This is a genomic window from Thermoanaerobacter sp. A7A (assembly GCF_000445185.1).
Lineage (GTDB): Bacteria > Bacillota > Thermoanaerobacteria > Thermoanaerobacterales > Thermoanaerobacteraceae > Thermoanaerobacter.
The window spans coordinates 67,576-85,008 of the sequence record NZ_AVAF01000153.1 but is presented as its reverse complement, the minus strand read 5'-3'; the positions used below and the strand labels follow the sequence as shown (position 1 = coordinate 85,008).

The 17,433-nt window shown below is 33.4% G+C and carries 18 protein-coding genes; all 18 read right to left on the bottom strand.

Annotation, left to right across the window (positions count from 1 at the left end; genetic code table 11):
• On the bottom strand, nucleotides 1–211 hold a 211-nt coding region (locus M663_RS0112065), incomplete at its 3' end, for a stage V sporulation protein S (RefSeq protein WP_029689084.1).
• A 72-nt stretch (nucleotides 212–283) separates the two neighbouring features.
• Complete coding sequence (locus M663_RS0112060) at nucleotides 284–1,066, bottom strand: TIGR00282 family metallophosphoesterase (protein ID WP_029689083.1); 783 nt, start codon at nucleotides 1,064–1,066, stop codon at nucleotides 284–286.
• Between the two features lie 127 nt (nucleotides 1,067–1,193).
• Entirely contained in the window at nucleotides 1,194–2,720 is a 1,527-nt protein-coding gene (gene rny / locus M663_RS0112050; RefSeq protein ID WP_029689082.1) for a ribonuclease Y, read from the bottom strand.
• Nucleotides 2,721–2,799: 79 nt separating this feature from the next.
• A complete protein-coding gene (locus M663_RS0112045; RefSeq protein WP_004396227.1) occupies nucleotides 2,800–3,402 on the bottom strand; it encodes a RecX family transcriptional regulator in 603 nt (200 codons plus the stop codon).
• A gap of 43 nt (nucleotides 3,403–3,445) precedes the next feature.
• Nucleotides 3,446–4,471, bottom strand: coding sequence for a recombinase RecA (gene recA / locus M663_RS0112040; protein WP_003869117.1), 1,026 nt, complete (start codon nucleotides 4,469–4,471; stop codon nucleotides 3,446–3,448).
• A gap of 64 nt (nucleotides 4,472–4,535) precedes the next feature.
• Nucleotides 4,536–5,777: a competence/damage-inducible protein A gene (locus tag M663_RS0112035; protein ID WP_003869118.1), complete on the bottom strand. Its 1,242-nt coding sequence runs from the start codon at nucleotides 5,775–5,777 to the stop codon at nucleotides 4,536–4,538.
• 13 nt (nucleotides 5,778–5,790) lie between these two features.
• Nucleotides 5,791–6,327 carry a CDP-diacylglycerol--glycerol-3-phosphate 3-phosphatidyltransferase gene (pgsA, locus tag M663_RS0112030; protein WP_004396226.1) on the bottom strand — a complete coding sequence of 179 codons (537 nt, stop codon included), beginning with the start codon at nucleotides 6,325–6,327 and terminating at the stop codon, nucleotides 5,791–5,793.
• A complete protein-coding gene (gene rimO, locus M663_RS0112025) occupies nucleotides 6,327–7,637 on the bottom strand; it encodes a 30S ribosomal protein S12 methylthiotransferase RimO (RefSeq protein ID WP_029689081.1) in 1,311 nt (436 codons plus the stop codon). Before rimO ends, pgsA begins: the two co-directional genes overlap by 1 nt.
• Before the next feature lie 18 nt (nucleotides 7,638–7,655).
• Complete coding sequence (locus tag M663_RS0112020) at nucleotides 7,656–9,779, bottom strand: DNA translocase FtsK (RefSeq protein WP_029689080.1); 2,124 nt, start codon at nucleotides 9,777–9,779, stop codon at nucleotides 7,656–7,658.
• Nucleotides 9,780–9,897: 118 nt separating this feature from the next.
• Entirely contained in the window at nucleotides 9,898–10,107 is a 210-nt protein-coding gene (locus tag M663_RS0112015; protein ID WP_009052388.1) for a YlzJ-like family protein, read from the bottom strand.
• Nucleotides 10,107–10,823, bottom strand: a complete 717-nt coding sequence (locus tag M663_RS0112010; RefSeq protein ID WP_003866765.1) for a ClpP family protease — start codon at nucleotides 10,821–10,823, stop codon at nucleotides 10,107–10,109. The genes M663_RS0112015 and M663_RS0112010 overlap by 1 nt, the downstream gene beginning before the upstream one ends.
• 61 nt (nucleotides 10,824–10,884) lie before the next feature.
• Nucleotides 10,885–12,081 carry an aspartate kinase gene (dapG, locus tag M663_RS0112005; protein ID WP_029689079.1) on the bottom strand — a complete coding sequence of 399 codons (1,197 nt, stop codon included), beginning with the start codon at nucleotides 12,079–12,081 and terminating at the stop codon, nucleotides 10,885–10,887.
• An 87-nt stretch (nucleotides 12,082–12,168) separates the two neighbouring features.
• Nucleotides 12,169–12,420 (bottom strand): YlmC/YmxH family sporulation protein, encoded by a 252-nt coding sequence (locus M663_RS0112000; protein ID WP_003869125.1) that lies wholly within the window; start codon nucleotides 12,418–12,420, stop codon nucleotides 12,169–12,171.
• Nucleotides 12,421–12,431: 11 nt separating this feature from the next.
• Nucleotides 12,432–12,878 carry a dUTP diphosphatase gene (dut, locus tag M663_RS0111995; RefSeq protein ID WP_003869126.1) on the bottom strand — a complete coding sequence of 149 codons (447 nt, stop codon included), beginning with the start codon at nucleotides 12,876–12,878 and terminating at the stop codon, nucleotides 12,432–12,434.
• On the bottom strand, nucleotides 12,862–14,118 hold the full coding sequence (locus M663_RS0111990; RefSeq protein ID WP_003866761.1) for a pitrilysin family protein: 1,257 nt from the start codon (nucleotides 14,116–14,118) through the stop codon (nucleotides 12,862–12,864). The genes dut and M663_RS0111990 overlap by 17 nt, the downstream gene beginning before the upstream one ends.
• A 40-nt stretch (nucleotides 14,119–14,158) precedes the next feature.
• Nucleotides 14,159–14,875 carry a polysaccharide deacetylase family protein gene (locus M663_RS0111985; RefSeq protein ID WP_003869128.1) on the bottom strand — a complete coding sequence of 239 codons (717 nt, stop codon included), beginning with the start codon at nucleotides 14,873–14,875 and terminating at the stop codon, nucleotides 14,159–14,161.
• 102 nt (nucleotides 14,876–14,977) lie between these two features.
• Nucleotides 14,978–17,080 (bottom strand): polyribonucleotide nucleotidyltransferase, encoded by a 2,103-nt coding sequence (locus M663_RS0111980; RefSeq protein ID WP_029689078.1) that lies wholly within the window; start codon nucleotides 17,078–17,080, stop codon nucleotides 14,978–14,980.
• A 51-nt stretch (nucleotides 17,081–17,131) separates the two neighbouring features.
• A complete protein-coding gene (gene rpsO, locus M663_RS0111975) occupies nucleotides 17,132–17,413 on the bottom strand; it encodes a 30S ribosomal protein S15 (RefSeq protein ID WP_029689077.1) in 282 nt (93 codons plus the stop codon).
• Nucleotides 17,414–17,433: the final 20 nt, after the last annotated feature.

Below are 17,433 nucleotides of genomic sequence, written 5' to 3'. Positions count from 1 at the left end.
TTTCAATGTCTGTAAAAGCAGGAATGCAAATTAAGTCAATTCCGCTGGGAGCTACAAACCCTCTTGCAATTGCAACAGCTTTTACAGCTTGATTTATTGCACCTGCACCTATTGCTTGTACTTCTGCACCTCCACGCTCCCTTAACACCCCTGCCAACGCTCCTGCTACAGCATTTGGATTAGATTTTGCTGAAACTTTTAACACTTCCATTGTTTTTCCCCCTTAAAGACAAATGATTTTCTCCTTGTTAATATTCTACATTTGTTTTAAAAATCCTCCTTTTTATGCATAAATTTTATTAATGCGTTCTATGCTATAGCATTTTCCTGTTATTTCATTAACAGAAATTACAATGGCATTTATTTGGGCAGGACCTTTTTTTGCAACTTCAAAGCGTACAGGTACAGAAGATGTAAATCTTTTAATTATTAATTCTTTATCTATTCCCAATATAGAATCACTAGGACCTGTCATACCCACATCAGTTATATAAGCTGTCCCATTTTGTAATATTTTCTCATCTGCCGTTTGTACGTGAGTATGAGTGCCAAAAACACAACTTACTTTTCCGTCTAAAAAATATCCCATTGCTATTTTTTCAGAAGTAGCTTCTGCATGAAAATCTACGAGGATTATATTCGTCTCTTTTTTTAACTTTTCTATTTCTTCTAAGGCGACAAAGAAAGGATTTCTATTGCAAGGCATAAAGGTAGTTCCCTGCAAATTTATAATACCAATTTTTGTATTTTTAAAATTAAGTGCTATAGATCCTCTGCCAGGTGTTTCCTCTAAATAATTGGCAGGTCTTACAATTCGCATTTCTTCATCAATAAATTTTAATATTTCTTTTTGATCCCACACGTGATTTCCCATTGTTAATGCAGAAATTTCCATTTCAAAAAGTTCATCAGCAACTTTGCGAGTCAGTCCATTTCCTCCGGCAGCATTTTCTCCATTCGCTATAACTATGTCAATATTGTATTCTGATATTAATTCTTGTAAGTGCTCTTTTAATATGTTTCTACCTGGTCTTCCAACTATATCGCCGATGATAAGTATCTTCATTCTTAACCTCCAAAAAATAATTTTCTTAAACTTATTATTACACAAACCTGGCTATTAAAACAATAGCTAATAAAAATTTATGATGAAACTTTTAAAGCGTGCTCATCGCACGCTTTTTTTCAATCCTTTATTTTGCATAATCTACAGCTACTGTCTCTCTTATGACAGTCACTTTGATTTGACCTGGATATTCAACTTCTTCCTCAATTTTTTTGCTTATATTTCGCGCCAAAATGACAATATCATCATCATTGACAATTTCAGGTTTTACCATTATTCTGATTTCTCTTCCTGCTTGTATAGCATAAGACTTTTCTACACCTTCAAAAGAATTAGCAATTTGTTCTAACTTATCTAAACGCTTAATATAGGCTTCTAAAGCTTCCCGCCTTGCACCTGGCCTTGCAGCAGAGATAGCATCTGCCGCTTGTACTAATACTGCCTCAACAGTCTGAGGCTCTACATCATTATGATGAGCCATTATGGCATGAATGACAGCATCAGACTCATGATATCTTTTAGCTAGTTCTGCACCTATCATTACATGAGGGCCTTCCACCTCATGGTCTACGGCCTTACCTATATCGTGTAAAAGTCCTGCTCTTTTGGCAACTAGGGCATCTGCACCTAATTCATAAGCCATAAGTCCTGCCAAATGAGCTACTTCGATTGAATGCTTTAAGACATTTTGCCCGTAACTAGTTCTAAATTTAAGTCTTCCTAGTAACTTAATCAGCTCGGGATGCAAACCGTGAATTCCTACTTCAAAAGCCGCTTCTTCTCCTGCTTTGATTATCATGTTGTCTACTTCTTTTTTAGCCTTTTCTACCATTTCCTCTATTCTTGCGGGATGTATTCGCCCATCTTCAATTAATTTTTCCAGCGCAATCCGCGCAACTTCTCTTCGTATAGGGTCAAAGCCTGAAATAACAACAGCCTCAGGAGTATCATCTATTATAAGGTCAATTCCCGTCAATGTCTCTATTGTCCTTATATTTCTACCTTCCCTACCTATTATGCGACCTTTCATTTCATCATTAGGAAGGGTAACAACAAACACAGTTGTTTCTGCAGCATGGTCAGCCGCACAACGTTGAATGGCATTGCTAATTATTTCCCTTGCTTTCATTTCTGCTTCTTCTTTAGCTTTGTTTTCCATTTCTTTAATCATTACAGCCATTTCATGTTGTATATCTTTTTGAACACTTTCTAATAAAATGGCTTTTGCTTCTTCACGGCTTAGTCCCGAAATTCTTTCTAATTCTTCTATTTCTTTTTGATGGAGTAAAGAAATTTGCTCTTCCAATTGTTGAATTTCTTTTTGTTTTTCTTCTAGAAGATTTTCTTTTTGTTCTAAAGTTTCGGCTCTTTTATCCAGGGTTTCTTCTTTTTGAAGGAGTCTTTTTTCTAAACGCTGTAATTCACCTCTGCGATCCCTTATCTCTTTTTCTAAATCAGTTCGCATGCGGTGAATCTCTTCTTTAGCTTCTAATAAGAGCTCTCTTTTTTTATTTTCAGCGTCTCTTTTTGCACTTTCTAATATGGTACGCGCTAAATTTTCTGCGCTTTTTATTTTAGATTCTGCAATAATCTTTCTTGCAAAATAACCAATTAGAAAGCCGACTGCTATTGCAATAAGTGCTGTGATTATCAATTCAACATGGCTAATACTCTTACACCTCCTTAGTAGTTATTCATATTTTATTTTAGACCCTTTTCAAAATTATGTCAAGTTATAAATCCTTTTCTTTCAAGGCATCGCTAATGTTTTCAATTTGAAAACCATTGTTGTAAAGATAGTTTTTTAACTTTTTAGTTTCTTCTTGGGATTTTAATTTTTTTTCAATTATTTTTTTTATTATTTCAACTTCTTTTTCTTCAGGATAAAAATTGTTTAAACTTTCTTGGATCAATTCTTTACTAATTCCTTTTTTTACAAGTTCGTAATAAATTTTTCGCCTGCTATACAATTGGTTTATTTTTTGTTCTATAAATAATTTGGTATAAACTTCGTCATTGATATAGTTATAGCTTTTCAGCTTTTCAATAACACTTTTTATAATATTCTCTTCAAAACCTTTTATTTCAAGCTTTTGAGAAAGTTCTTTTTCTGTTAACATTTTTCTTGATAAAAGTTTAAATGCGTAGTCACTCGCTTGTCTTGTTGCAGTATAGTTTACATAATAATTATACTGTTCACTATCTAGTTCTTTTCCTTCCTCTATGCCTAAATAGATCAAATCTTCTAAATTGCAACTAAAGGCATATTCTCCATCTATGTAAACATTATATTGCGTTTTATTTTTTTTCTGCTTTTCTATAGTAGTTATTATCATGCTTATTTCTCCTTTTGTAATAAAATAACCCCACAATAAGGGGTCATTCTACTATTGCATCAGGGGAGGATTTTATTTTATTATAAGCTAGATTGAAATTTTCTCTAATTTTTCTTTCAATTTCATCTGCGATTTCTTTGTTTTCTTTTAAAAATTGCTTAGCGTTTTCTCTTCCTTGCCCTAATCGTATATCTCCATAGGAATACCAAGCACCACTTTTTTCAATTATGTCTATACTTGTGCCAATATCCAAAATGCTTCCTTCCCTTGAAATACCTTCTCCATACATTATATCGAATTCTGCTTGTTTAAAAGGCGGAGCAATTTTATTTTTTACAACTTTGACACGCGTTCTATTGCCGATTATCTCATTTCCCTGCTTTATTGCATCTACTTTTCTCACATCTAGTCTTATTGTGGCATAAAATTTCAGTGCTCTTCCTCCAGGGGTTGTTTCAGGATTTCCAAACATAACACCTACTTTCTCTCTAAGCTGGTTTATAAAGACCACAATAGTTTTAGACTTACTAGTAACCCCTGCTAATTTTCTCAAAGCTTGAGACATCAGTCTCGCTTGAAGCCCTACATGGCTATCTCCCATTTCACCATCAATCTCCGCCTTAGGTACTAAAGCAGCAACAGAGTCTATCACAATTATGTCAACAGCACCACTTCTAACAAGGGCTTCTGCAATTTCTAAGGCTTGTTCGCCCGTATCAGGCTGCGCCACCAATAAATCCTCAATATTGACCCCAAGATTTTTTGCATATACAGGATCAAGAGCATGTTCTGCATCTATAAAAGCACCTGTTCCTCCCATTTTTTGTGCTTCTGCTATCATATGTAGCGCTAAGGTAGTTTTTCCTGAAGACTCAGGGCCAAAAATTTCTATTATCCTTCCCCTTGGAACTCCTCCGACACCTAAAGCAATGTCTAATTCAAGAGAACCTGTAGGTATTACTTCTACATTCAATTTTGCAGTATCTCCCAATCTCATGATAGAGCCCTTGCCAAACTGCCTCTCTATTTGACTTATAGCCATTTCTAAAGCCTTTTGTTTTTCTATCATTTATTATTTACCTCCCAAGAATACAAGGTATTGTATTAAATTAATTATATATTAATGGACATAACTAGTCAATTTTTATTCCCAGAAGATATCTTCTTACAATGTCTAAAGCATGTAGTACTGTCCTTGTCCTTATTTTACTTCTATCACCACTTAACATTAGTTTTTTTACATAGACTTTTTCATTGGTAGCAAAACCCACATACACTAATCCTACGGGCTTTTCAGGTGTTCCACCTGTAGGTCCTGCAATTCCAGTAGTAGACAAACCAAAATCAGCATTGGCCAATTTTCTTATATTTTCTGCCATTTCTTTTGCTGTCTCATGGCTTACTGCTCCATAAGACTCTAAAGTAGATTTTCTAACCCCTAAGATATTTTCTTTAGCTTCATTGCTGTAAGAAACAACACCTAAATTAAAGACTTTTGAAGCCCCTGATACATCTGTTATCTTTTTTGCCAATAAACCACCTGTACAAGATTCAGAGACAGCAAGAGTTAATTTGTTTTTCTGTAGTAATTTTATCACGACTTCTTCCATTTCTTCCTCATCTACAGCGTATATATAGTCACCTATGATACCTCTAATCCTTGATTCCATATCCTCAATCATTTCTAAAATTTCTTTGTCATCATGTCCTTTTGCAGTTATTCTCAAAGTTACGTATCCATCACCTACTAAAGGAGCAACAGTAGGATTAGAATTAAACAAAAGAGGTTTTACCATTTCCTCTACTTTTGATTCACCTAAGCCAAATATTTTGATTACTCGAGACTTTATAGTTTCATTAGTTTTGCTTTTAAGATAAGGATATACAGATTCCTCAAACATCGGAATTAGCTCAGAAGGTGGACCAGGCAAAATTATGATGATTTTGTTATCTTTTTCTATTATACAGCCAGGAGCTGTTCCATTTTTATTTGGCAAGATTTTTGCACCTTCTGGGAAAAAGGCTTGTTTGAAGTTGTTCATGGTAGGTGTTTGTCCTATTTTTTCAAAAAATCTTATTATCTCTTCTTTTGCTTCTATGTTTTCTACAAGAGGAAGACCTAAAAAAGAAGCCACTGTCTCTTTTGTAATGTCATCAACAGTAGGGCCTAATCCACCTGTTGTTATTATAAGGTCAGAGCGGTTAAAAGCGATATTTAAACATTCTTTTAATCTTTCTTCGTTATCTCCAACGTTAGTATGGAAATATATATCTATACCTAAAAGAGCCAATTTTTCAGATAAATATTTGGCGTTAGTATTTAAAATTTGTCCTAATAAAAGCTCTGTGCCAACAGAAATAATTTCTCCTCTCAATTAAAACACCTCTTTAATCTTTGAATAAATTTTTAGATTTTATAATATAATCTACACCCGAATAAATTGTCAAAATTAAAGCTATATACACCATTATAGTGTCGAAAGGAAAATTTATAAGGCTAAAAGGGTAATTATTAAGCATCAGTGCAATTACTGCTATCATTTGAAAAGTAGTTTTGTATTTACCGTAATTGCTGGCAGCAATGACAATTCCCTTATCAGCAGCAACTGTCCTAATACCTGTTATTAAAAATTCCCTTGCTAATATAACTACTACAATCCAACTTTGAATGCGTCCCATTTGCACTAAGGCTATTAGAGCAGAAGAAACCATTATTTTGTCTACCAGTGGGTCCATAAATTTCCCAAAATTAGTTATTTGATTAAACTTTCTTGCCACATATCCATCAAATTTGTCGGTCAATGCTGCAAGTGAAAATATTCCTGCAGCTATAAAATCGTTGTAGGGACCTCTGACAAGCATAAAAAACATAAAAATAGGTATTAAAAAAAGTCTTAACATTGTAAGTTTGTTTGCTAAATTCATTAATATTCCCCCACCAAATCGTACTCATAGGCATCTGTTATAGTTGCTACCACAAAATCTCCAGCTTTGAGTTTTTTGTTGCTTTTTACATAAACAACACCATCAATCTCAGGGGCATCCATATAACTTCTGCCATAATATATTCCATCTTCAAAGCCTTCAATAAGTACCTCTAACTGCTTCCCCACTTTTGAAAGATTATGCTGATAAGAAATTTCTTTTTGTATCTCCATCAACTCTTGTTGTCTTTTAATTTTGACACTCTTTTTAATTTGAGGCTTCATATAATACGATTTAGTTCCCTCTTCTCGAGAATATGTGAAAACTCCTACTCTCTCAAATCTTTTTTCTTTTATGAACTGTTTTAAATCCTCAAATTCTTCTTCTGTCTCTCCAGGGAAGCCTACCATAAAAGTAGTGCGTATTACCATGTTTGGAATGCTACGCAATCTACTTATAACCTCTTCTATTTTTTGTCTATTAGTATTTCTATTCATTCTTTTTAGGACTTCATCATGAGAATGTTGTAGCGGAATATCAATATATTTTACTATTTTTTCATTGTTTTTTATCTCTTCAACAAGTTCTTCTGTTACACTATCAGGATATGCATAAAGTAACCTAATCCACTTTAAACCATCAATCTTAGAAATTTCTTTTAAAAGTTGGGGCAGCATAAATTTTTTATAAACGTCTACTCCATATTTTGTAGTGTCTTGAGCAATGAGTATAAGTTCTTTTGCACCTTTTTTGACGAGTTCCTCGGCTTCTCTAAGTATGTCCTCCATTTTGCGACTTCTGTATCTTCCTCTAATCTTTGGAATTATGCAAAAAGAACAAGCATTGCTGCAACCTTCTGCAATTTTTAAATAGGCGTAATAATTTGGCGTAGTTAAAATGCGCTGTATTCCTTCATCATTTAGTAAATTAGCGTGTCCATATTCTAAAACAGTTTTTCCTTTTTCTATTTTTTCTATTACTTCTGCAATTTTGTGGAAATCTCCAGTGCCAATTACTGCATCTAATTCAGGAAGTTCCTTTAATAATTCTTTATTATATCTTTCAGACAAACAGCCAGTTGCAATAAGGTATTTTAGCCTGTGTTTTTTGAGTTTTCCCATCTCAATGATACATTCTATCGACTCTCTTTTTGCATCTTCTATAAAGCCACAAGTATTTATAATGAGTATGTCAGCTTTATTTTCATCATTTACTATGTTATAACCTTTTTCTTTTAAAATTGCTAACATTTTTTCTGAATCAATTGTGTTTTTGGGACATCCAAGGGATATAATTCCTACATTTTTCATCTGCATTTCCTTTCTATTTTAAGATTCTTCTAATATTTTTTTTATTTCTTCTTTTGATAGAAGAATTTGCCTTGGCTTAGAACCATCATAACCGCTTATAATACCTTTTTGCTCTAATTGATCTATAATTCGGGCAGCTCTCGCGTACCCAATTCTTAATCTTCTTTGTAACATTGAAATAGAAGCTTGCCCTGTTTCTAAAATTACAGAAATAGCATCTTCTAATAACTCATCCTCTTGTTGTTCAAAAATTTTTCCATTTGTCTTTTCCTCAATTTCTATTTCTTCGTACTGAGGCTTAGAATGATTTTTTAAGAAATTTACTACAGCTTCTACTTCTTCTTCAGAGATAAAAGCCCCTTGAATTCGCATAGGTTTTGCTGCTCCTATAGGGTTAAAAAGCATATCGCCTTTTCCTAAAAGTTTTTCTGCACCTGTCATATCCAAGATTGTTCTTGAGTCAATTTGAGAAGATACAGCAAAAGAAATCCTTGAAGGGATGTTGGCTTTAATAACTCCCGTTATTACATCAACAGAGGGTCTTTGGGTAGCAATGACCAAATGAATGCCAGCAGCTCTTGCCATTTGAGCTAACCTAAATATATATTCTTCTACTTCTGCAGGAGAGACCATCATTAAGTCAGAAAGCTCATCAATTATGATTACAATTTTATATAAGCTGTTTTCTTTGTATTTTTCGTTATAGCTGTCTATATCTCTAACTCCATATTGGGCAAATAAATTATAACGCTTAGTCATTTCTTGTACTGCCCAATTTAAGACACCGGCTGCCTTTTTAGGGTCTGTGACAACCGGAGTTAAGAGATGAGGGATGCCGTTGTAAATATTAAGTTCTACTACTTTTGGATCTATCAATATCATTTTCACCTGTTGTGGAGGGGCTTTGTATAACAAACTCACTATAAGAGAATTTATGCAAACACTTTTACCAGAACCTGTCGCACCTGCAATGAGCAAATGAGGCATTTTAGATAAATCTGCTATGACAATATTACCAGCGATATCCTTTCCTAAACCAATTGCTAAGCCTGATTTAAAATTTCTAAACTTTTTGCTATCTATTACTTCTCTCAAATATACTGGAGCTATTTTATCATTTGGGACTTCTATTCCAATAGCAGATTTACCAGGAATCGGCGCTTCTATTCTCACAGAAGGCGCAGCTAGACTTAAAGCAATGTCATCTGTTAGACTCACAATTCTGCTAACTTTGACTCCTGCACTAGGTTGCAATTCAAAACGAGTAATTGCAGGCCCCTTTGTCACTTGGATAACTTTTGCATCAACTCCGAAGTTTTTGAGAGTGTCTTCTATTTTTTTTACTTTCTCCATTAACACTTCATTTTTTATTTTTGGTGGGGGAATTGCCTCTTTTAAAAGGGTTATAGGAGGAGGAAGATACTCGCTTTCTATAACCTCTTCTTTATCTTTTGTACATTTTTCATAGATTTTTCTTTCTTCTTCTACATGTTCAATTATATCGATTGTTCTATTTTTTTCTATTATATTTTCTTCTAAAGATGTGGAATCCTCTTGAGAAGTAGAGGTAGAAATTACTTCCTTCTCATGGTCTGTTTTTTTTATCTTTTTTTTACGTTGTTTAAACTTCTGATAGGAAGATTCCATCAGGTTTACGATAGATACATTTGTAATAAGCACTATAAAAATTGCCAAAGAAGAAAACAATAATATATAGCTTCCTGTGATACCCAAAAGTTTTACTAGCAAATATACCAGTAAGGCAGCAACAACTCCTCCACCCATATTGTTTATACCATTAGTGTAAGCAGCTAAGATATAATTTTTTAATCCTTCATTAGAAGGGAAATAATACAAATGATCTAAACTTATGAGGGTTAGAAAAAGTCCAAAAAGTGCTGCAGCTTTATGTAATTTTATAAAATCTCGATTATTAAAAAGAAACATCAACGCAAATACTAAAAGTAAAGCAGATACAACATAAGAACCTATCCCAAAAGAACCCTTTAAAAAAATTCCTATGTTTTTACCTATAGCACCAGTTGTATCTGTATAAAGGCTTAAAAAAGAAATAAGTGTAAAAGCCAAAAATATAATTCCAATGATTTCGTTTTTGAGAGACTTTTGTTTTTTATCAATCATATATACCACCTGTTTATAATTTCTTCTATAAAAATTTTAGTATTAATTATGTAAAATAGCAACAAAAAAATAGATGTGCTAATTTTTTAAACACATCTATTATAACACAAAAATTTTTCTAATAAATACTTATCATGCTTCCTGGAGAATATTTTGCGTCTAGGTAATCAAAAGGATTAGTAGAATACATTCTTTGAATTATATAATTTCCATTTGAGAGTTTTTCTACTACTAACTGTTTATTCCCCATCTTTAGTTCTATGTAATTGGTGGGTATATCTTCTCTTTTTTCAAAAATTAATTCATAGGGAATTATTGTATATAACATTATTCTTCACCTTTCTTTTTTTCTCTTTCTTCTATCATATTGTGTAACCTCTTTAAAGCTTCTTTGATACCCCCTATTTCGTCAATCAAACCGTAATCTACTGCTTCTTTTCCAACTAAGATTGTTCCTATGTCGTTGGCTAATTCTCCAGTTTTAAGCATAAGTTTCATAAAAGTATCTCTTTTTATTTTTGAATTTCGCACAATAAACTCTACTATTCTATCTTGCATTTTGTTGAAATAATCAAAAGTTTGGGGAACTCCTACTATTAATCCTGTCATTCTGATAGGATGTATTGTCATGGTAGCACTTGGCACTATGTAAGAATAATTTGCTGAAACTGCTAAAGGCACCCCGATACTGTGACCTCCACCTAATACTATAGATACAGTAGGCTTAGAAAGGCTTGCTATCATTTCCGCGATAGCAAGACCTGCTTCCACATCTCCTCCTACAGTATTTAATAAAATTAAAACTCCTTTTATATTAGGGTTTTCTTCTATTGCTACCAATTGTGGTATTATGTGTTCATACTTTGTGGTTTTGTTTTGTGGAGGCAGAATCATGTGGCCTTCAATTTGTCCTATTATAGTAAGACAATGAATATTGCTTTCAAAATTAGGTACGTTTGTCTGGCCTAAATTTTTTAAATTTTCTTGAACAGGTGGTAAAGTCTGAGGTTGTTCTGTTTCTTCATTTTTTAAAAAATTGCTCATCTTTATCACACTCCTAATAATTAGTATAAGAAAAAAGCGCAATAGTATGCGCTTCTAAGTTTTAAAGATTAAATTCCTCATGTAGAACTCTAACTGCTTCTTCAGCTTTATCTTGACTTACAAGGCAAGAAATAGTATTATGAGAGTCAGCTGTTTGATAAATTTCTATATCATGCCTTGATAATGCCTTTATTACTCTTGCCATTATTCCTGGAACGCCTCTTATTCTATTACCAATTATAGAGACTTTTGAACAATTAGTTCTGTAGGAATATTTTATATTGTTTTCTTCAAGAAGTTTTTGTAACTTTTTAAAATCCACCTCTGATATTGTAAAAACCTGTTTTTCAGGAAAAATATTAATAAGGTCAATGCTTATTTTTTCTTCTGCAATTTTTTCAAATATACTTTCTGTGTTTTCACTGTTTTCCAGCACGATTTGAACTCTATGGTCCATATTAGCAATTCCAGTGACTAATTTGTCTATATCGTAAATATTATCGTAAGCTTCATTATATTGAGTTATAATAGTGCCTGGACTGTCTGACATGGTATTTTTTATAACAAGGGGTATATTACCTATCATTGCTATTTCTACCGCTCTAGGATGTACTACCTTTGCTCCTTGTTCTGCAAATTGGAATACTTCATTATAACTTATTTTTTTCAAAATATGAGCTTTTGAAACAATGCGAGGATCTGCTGTCATTATTCCATCTACATCTGTATATATTTCTACTGCAGAAGCTTTTAGAGCTACACCTAAAAGAGCAGCAGTTGTATCACTGCCTCCTCGCCCTAACGTAGTTAAATCTCCTTCTTCTGTCATGCCTTGAAAACCTGCTACTACAGGAATAATTCCTTCTTTTAAACTTTCTAAAAGTCTTGTTGGTTCTACTTTTATAATTTCTGCATTGCCAAAATTATCATCTGTTATAATGCCTGCTTGTCCTCCGGTAAATGCTTTTGCTTTATAACCCTTCTTTGATAGGGTTGCAGCAAAAGTCACACTGGAGATTATTTCACCACAATTCATCAATAAATCTAATTCCCGTTTTGAAATATTGTTATCTATTGATTTGACCATGTTTATTAGAGTGTCTGTGGCGTAAGGATCTCCATTTCTTCCCATTGCAGAAACTACTACTACCACGCTAAAACCGTTTTTAACTGCTTCAATTACTTTTGAGGCAGCCTTCTCTCTTCTCTCAGGTGTTGATACAGAAGTTCCACCAAATTTTTGTACCAATATTTTCACGTTCTCATCCTTTCCTTTTGAAGGTATCTAAGTTGACACATTTTATATTATTATACTTCATTAAAGTGATAAAGAAAAGTAATATTTTTAATAAAACCGTCTTTTCTTTTCTTCAAATTCCACAATAAGCATATCGTCACCAATTTTTCTTATAGAGTCCCAACTTATTTCAATATAGTTTGTCTTTCCTCTAAATAAACCTTTTGATTCATATACTATTATTGAATGAATCCTTCCTGTTTCTTCATCAATAACTAAATCTGAATCTTCTACTAATCCCCATCTTCTTCCATCCGTTAAATTTACAATTTCTTTATTTCCAAATTCGCTTAACCGCATAGAACCCCTCCTTATATACCGGTATGGCCAAATCCTCCTTCATCTCTTTTAGTTTCTGAAAGGATTTCTGCCTCTACTATTGTTGGTCTTACTATTTGATTGATTACCATTTGAGCAATTCTTTGTCCCCTTGCGATTTTGACTGCTTCTTTTCCTAAATTGATGACTATTAATTTTATTTCTCCTCTGTAATCAGAATCAATTGTGCCAGGAGTATTTAAAAGGGTTATTCCATAGTTTAAAGCTAGGCCACTTCTTGGCCTTATTTGGGCCTCAAAATTTGGAGGAAGTTCAATTTGTATACCTGTTGGAATTAGTTTTATTTCACCTGGCTGTAATATGACTTCCTCTTTAACATTAGCATATAAATCCATCCCAGCGGCTCCTTCACTCATATAAGCAGGCAAAGGTAAGTCTTTAGCATCATCAGTTTTTTTAATCTTAAGTATTATTGACATTTTCTAACCACCCTTTATCTCTTTTGTTTAATTTTCCAACCACGGCTATGCTCATGTCAGCAGGATTTATAATTTTTTTAGCTAAGTCATTTATTTCCTCGTAAGTCAAGTTATCGATTGTCTGAAGTATTTCCTCTACAGTATACACTTTGTTAAATAAAAGCATGGATTTTCCTATTGTGCTCATTCTACTGCTTATACTGTCTAAATCCATTAATACGTTTATGCGAAGTTGTTCTTTAAATTTATCAATCTCTTCTTTTGCTAAGCCTTTTGAATGCACTTCTTCCATTTCTTTTAAAATTAAGTCATATACCTTCTTAAAATTATTAGCGTTCATACTAGCAAAAATAGAAAAAACCCCAGCATGGTGATAGGTAGAAGGATAAGAATAAATCGAGTAAACCAATCCCTTATCTTCTCTTATTTTTTGAAATAGTCTTGAACTCATTCCTCCACCAAAAGCATTATTAATGATAGCTAAAGCATATACTTTCCTTAAGTCGTAAGTTATCCCAGGCAAACCAATACATAAATTTACCTGTTCAAAATCTTTTTCATAAAAAGCTTTGTTTTTATGCCAAATTGGAGAAGTTAATTGAGAAATAACATTAGTTTTTTGAATTTTTGATAAATATTTTTGCAGTATTTCATAGATATCATCGCCAAAATTTCCAGCTATCGAGATGACTATGTTATCTTTGTTATAATGGGAATTATAATAATCTACAATCTGTCCTTTGTTTAGCTTCTTAACAGTAGAAAAAGTACCAAGCACAGGAAAAGACAAGGGATGTCCGTTCCATATTGTTTTTGCTAAAAGGTTGTAAGCTACGTCTTCAGGAGAATCTAATTCTGTCAATATTTCTTCAAAGATGACTTGCTTTTCCTTTTCTATGTCTTCTTCTTTAAAAGCAGGGTTAAATACCATATCAAAAAGTATATCAAGACCTTGTTTTACGTGAGTATTTAAGACTTTTATATAAAAACAGGTACTTTCTTTTTCAGTAAAGCCGTTTAACTGCCCACCAATACTATCCGTTTCTTCCGCAATTTGCTTTGCGCTTCTTAACTTAGAACCTTTAAAAACCATGTGTTCTATAAAATGAGATATTCCATTTATAGTTTTATGTTCGTACATAGAGCCTGCTTTAATCCATATCCCTATGTATACAGAATATGCCTGAGGAATTTTACAAGTTACAACTTTTACTCCTTCAATAATCTTTTGTTCGTACATTTTATCCTCCTTTGCAAATTTAATTATTATTATAGCAAATTTAATTGTTATCTACAATTACCTCCGATACTTTAGTTATTTTATAACCTTTTTCTTTAAGTTGTTTTATTATCTGGGGCAATGCTTCCACGGTATTTTGAGTAGGGTGCATTAACACAATAGCACCATTGTGATATTTAGTCATAACTCTATCTACAATTGTTTGAGGACTTGGATTATTCCAATCTATAGTGTCCAAACTCCATAGAATAACTTTATATCCTAATTGTTCTGCTACTTTTACTACTTCATCATTGAAATCACCATACGGTGGTGCAAAAAGGGTAGGCTTTGTTCCTGTAATTTTTTCTAAAATTTCACCGCTTTTTTTAATATCTTCTTCATATTGTTGCCTACTTAAATTTGTATATTTTACATGTGTGTATCCATGACTTCCGATTTCATGGCCTTTTTGATAAATATCTTTTACAACATCAGGATTTTTTTCTGCCCATTTTCCTTCAAAAAAAAATGTAATATGGATATTGTTATCTTTAAAAATATCTAACATTTTTGGTATGTACTCATCTCCCCATGCAACGTTGCAAGCAAAGGCAATCTTTTTTTCCTTTGTATCTCCTTTATAAATAGGTTCATTGCTGTTAAAAACAGAAACGCTGCGTGTAATTATGTAAATTAAAAAGATGAGCAGTAATATTGCTAAGGAAAAAATAATCCAAAAGCTTTTTTTAGGATATTTTATATAAAATATTTTCATTATAACACCACCCGTTGATATTCTCACTTTAATTTTATTCAAACAGGCGGCGAATATATTACTAAAAAATAAAAAACATAAACCGTGGGTCGGTTTATGCCTTTAGTTTCTTTCTTCTTCCTCTTCATCAGGCAATGCGTCTTTTCTTGAAAGACTTATTCTTCCTAGTTTATCTATATCTGTGACTTTTACCAATATGTCATCGCCAACTTTTACTACATCTTCTACTTTTTGTACCCGTTTTTTCGATAGCTTAGAAATATGGACAAGTCCTTCTTTACCAGGAGCAATTTCTACAAAAGCTCCAAAGGGTGTTATTCTAAGCACTTTTCCTAAATAAATTTCTCCTACTGCTATATCTTTTGTTATAGCCTCAATCATTTGCTTAGCTCTTTCGCCAGATCTCAAATCAGAAGCAGTAATGTATAACCTGCCGTCTTCTTCAATATCAATTTTTACTCCCGTTTCTGCAATAATTTTACTTATGGTTTTGCCGCCAGGTCCGATTATTTCTCTAATTTTTTCAGGGTCAACTACCATTCTTATAACACGAGGTGCGTATACTGATAACTGTTTTCTCGGTTCTTTTATAACTTCTAACATTTTGCTGAGAATGTATAGTCTACCCCTTCGGGCCTTTTCTAAAGCCATTTTTAAAATTTCTTTGTCAATTCCAGGAATTTTTATATCCATTTGTATCGCTGTGATTCCTTTTTCTGTGCCTGCTACTTTGAAGTCCATATCCCCTAAAAAGTCTTCAATTCCTTGTATATCAGTGAGTACAGAAACTACATCTCCTTCTTTGATAAGCCCCATAGCAACTCCTGCGACTGGAGCTTTTATTGGAACTCCTGCATCCATTAAAGCTAAAGTACTGCCACAAACACTAGCTTGAGAAGTAGAACCATTGGAACTTAAAACTTCTGACACTAATCTTATAGTATAGGGAAATTCCTCTTCAGAAGGAATCACCGGTTCTAAAGCCCTTTCTGCTAAAGCTCCATGACCAATTTCCCTCCTACCAGGACCTCTTAGAGGCCTTACTTCTCCAACACTGTAGGGTGGAAAATTGTAATGATGCATATATCTTTTTGCTTCTTCATCTCCTATGCCATCTAAAATCTGAATATCTCCTAATGCACCTAATGTTGCTACTGTAAGCACTTGAGTTTGTCCTCTTGTGAAAATCGCAGAACCGTGAGTTCTGGGTAGCACTCCTACTTCGCACCATATTGGTCTTATGTCGTCAAGGCCCCTGCCATCTACTCTTATTCTTTCCTCTGTTATCATTTTTCGCATTTGTTCTTTCATTATATTGTAAAGTACTTCATCTATATCAGCAAGATTATCAGGATATTCTTCTTTAAAGTGCTCTAAAACTTCTTGTTCAACTTTATCTAAGTTGTCGTTTCTCTCTTTCTTTTCTGCTGTTCTTAACGCATTGTATATTTTTTCTGTTGCATAGGCTCTTACTTTTTCTTCTAGTTCTTTGTCTATTTCATGTAAAATTACTTCGCTTTTCGGAACACCTACTTCTTTAACTATTCCTTCTATAAACTCTACAATCTGTTTGATATATTCGTGAGCATACATTATAGCATCTAGCATAGTTTCTTCAGGAATCTCTTTTGCTCCTGCTTCCACCATTACAATAGCATCTTTTGTTCCTGAAACCACTAAATGCATTAAGCTTTTTTCTCTTTGCTCATGGTTAGGATTAATTATAAATTGTCCATCGACTAATCCTACTGCTACCGCACCTGTAGGACCATCAAAAGGAATATCAGAAATTGAAAGAGCAACCGAAGAACCAATCATTGCGACTATTTCTGGTTGTACATCAGGATCAACAGATAAAACTGTAGCTATAACTTGTACGTCATTTCTATAACCATGGGGAAATAAAGGCCTAATTGGTCTGTCAATTAACCGAGCAGAGAGAATTGCCTTTTCACTAGGTTTTCCTTCTCTTTTTATAAAACCACCAGGAATTTTACCGACAGAGTACAATCTTTCTTCGTACTCAACAGTTAAAGGAAAAAAGTCAATTCCTTCTCGGGGTTCTTTGGAAGCACAGGCAGTAACTAGAACGACAGTATCCCCGTATTTTACCCAAGCTGCTCCATTTGCTTGTTGAGCTACTTTTCCTATCTGGACTAACAACTTTCTCCCGGCTAGTTCCATTTCAAAAGTTCGTTCTTCCATGTTATCCTCCTTTCGTAAAATTTTATAGAAAATAGAGCGAGGTATCTCGCTCTATTTTCTTAAATCTAATTTTTCGATAATGGCACGATACCTTTCCATATCTGTTTTCATTAAATAATTTAACAGTGCCCTTCTTTGCCCAACCATTTTAAGAAGACCTCTTCTTGAATGATGGTCTTTTTTATGAACTTGCAAATGAGCATTTAAGTTATTTATTCTCTCAGTTAATAGGGCAATTTGAACTTCTGGAGAACCTGTGTCAGTATCGTGGAGCTTGAACTTATTGATTATTTCTGTCTTTCTTTCTTTGTCCAGCACTTTTTTCACCTCCATCTTTTAGAATACGCCTTATG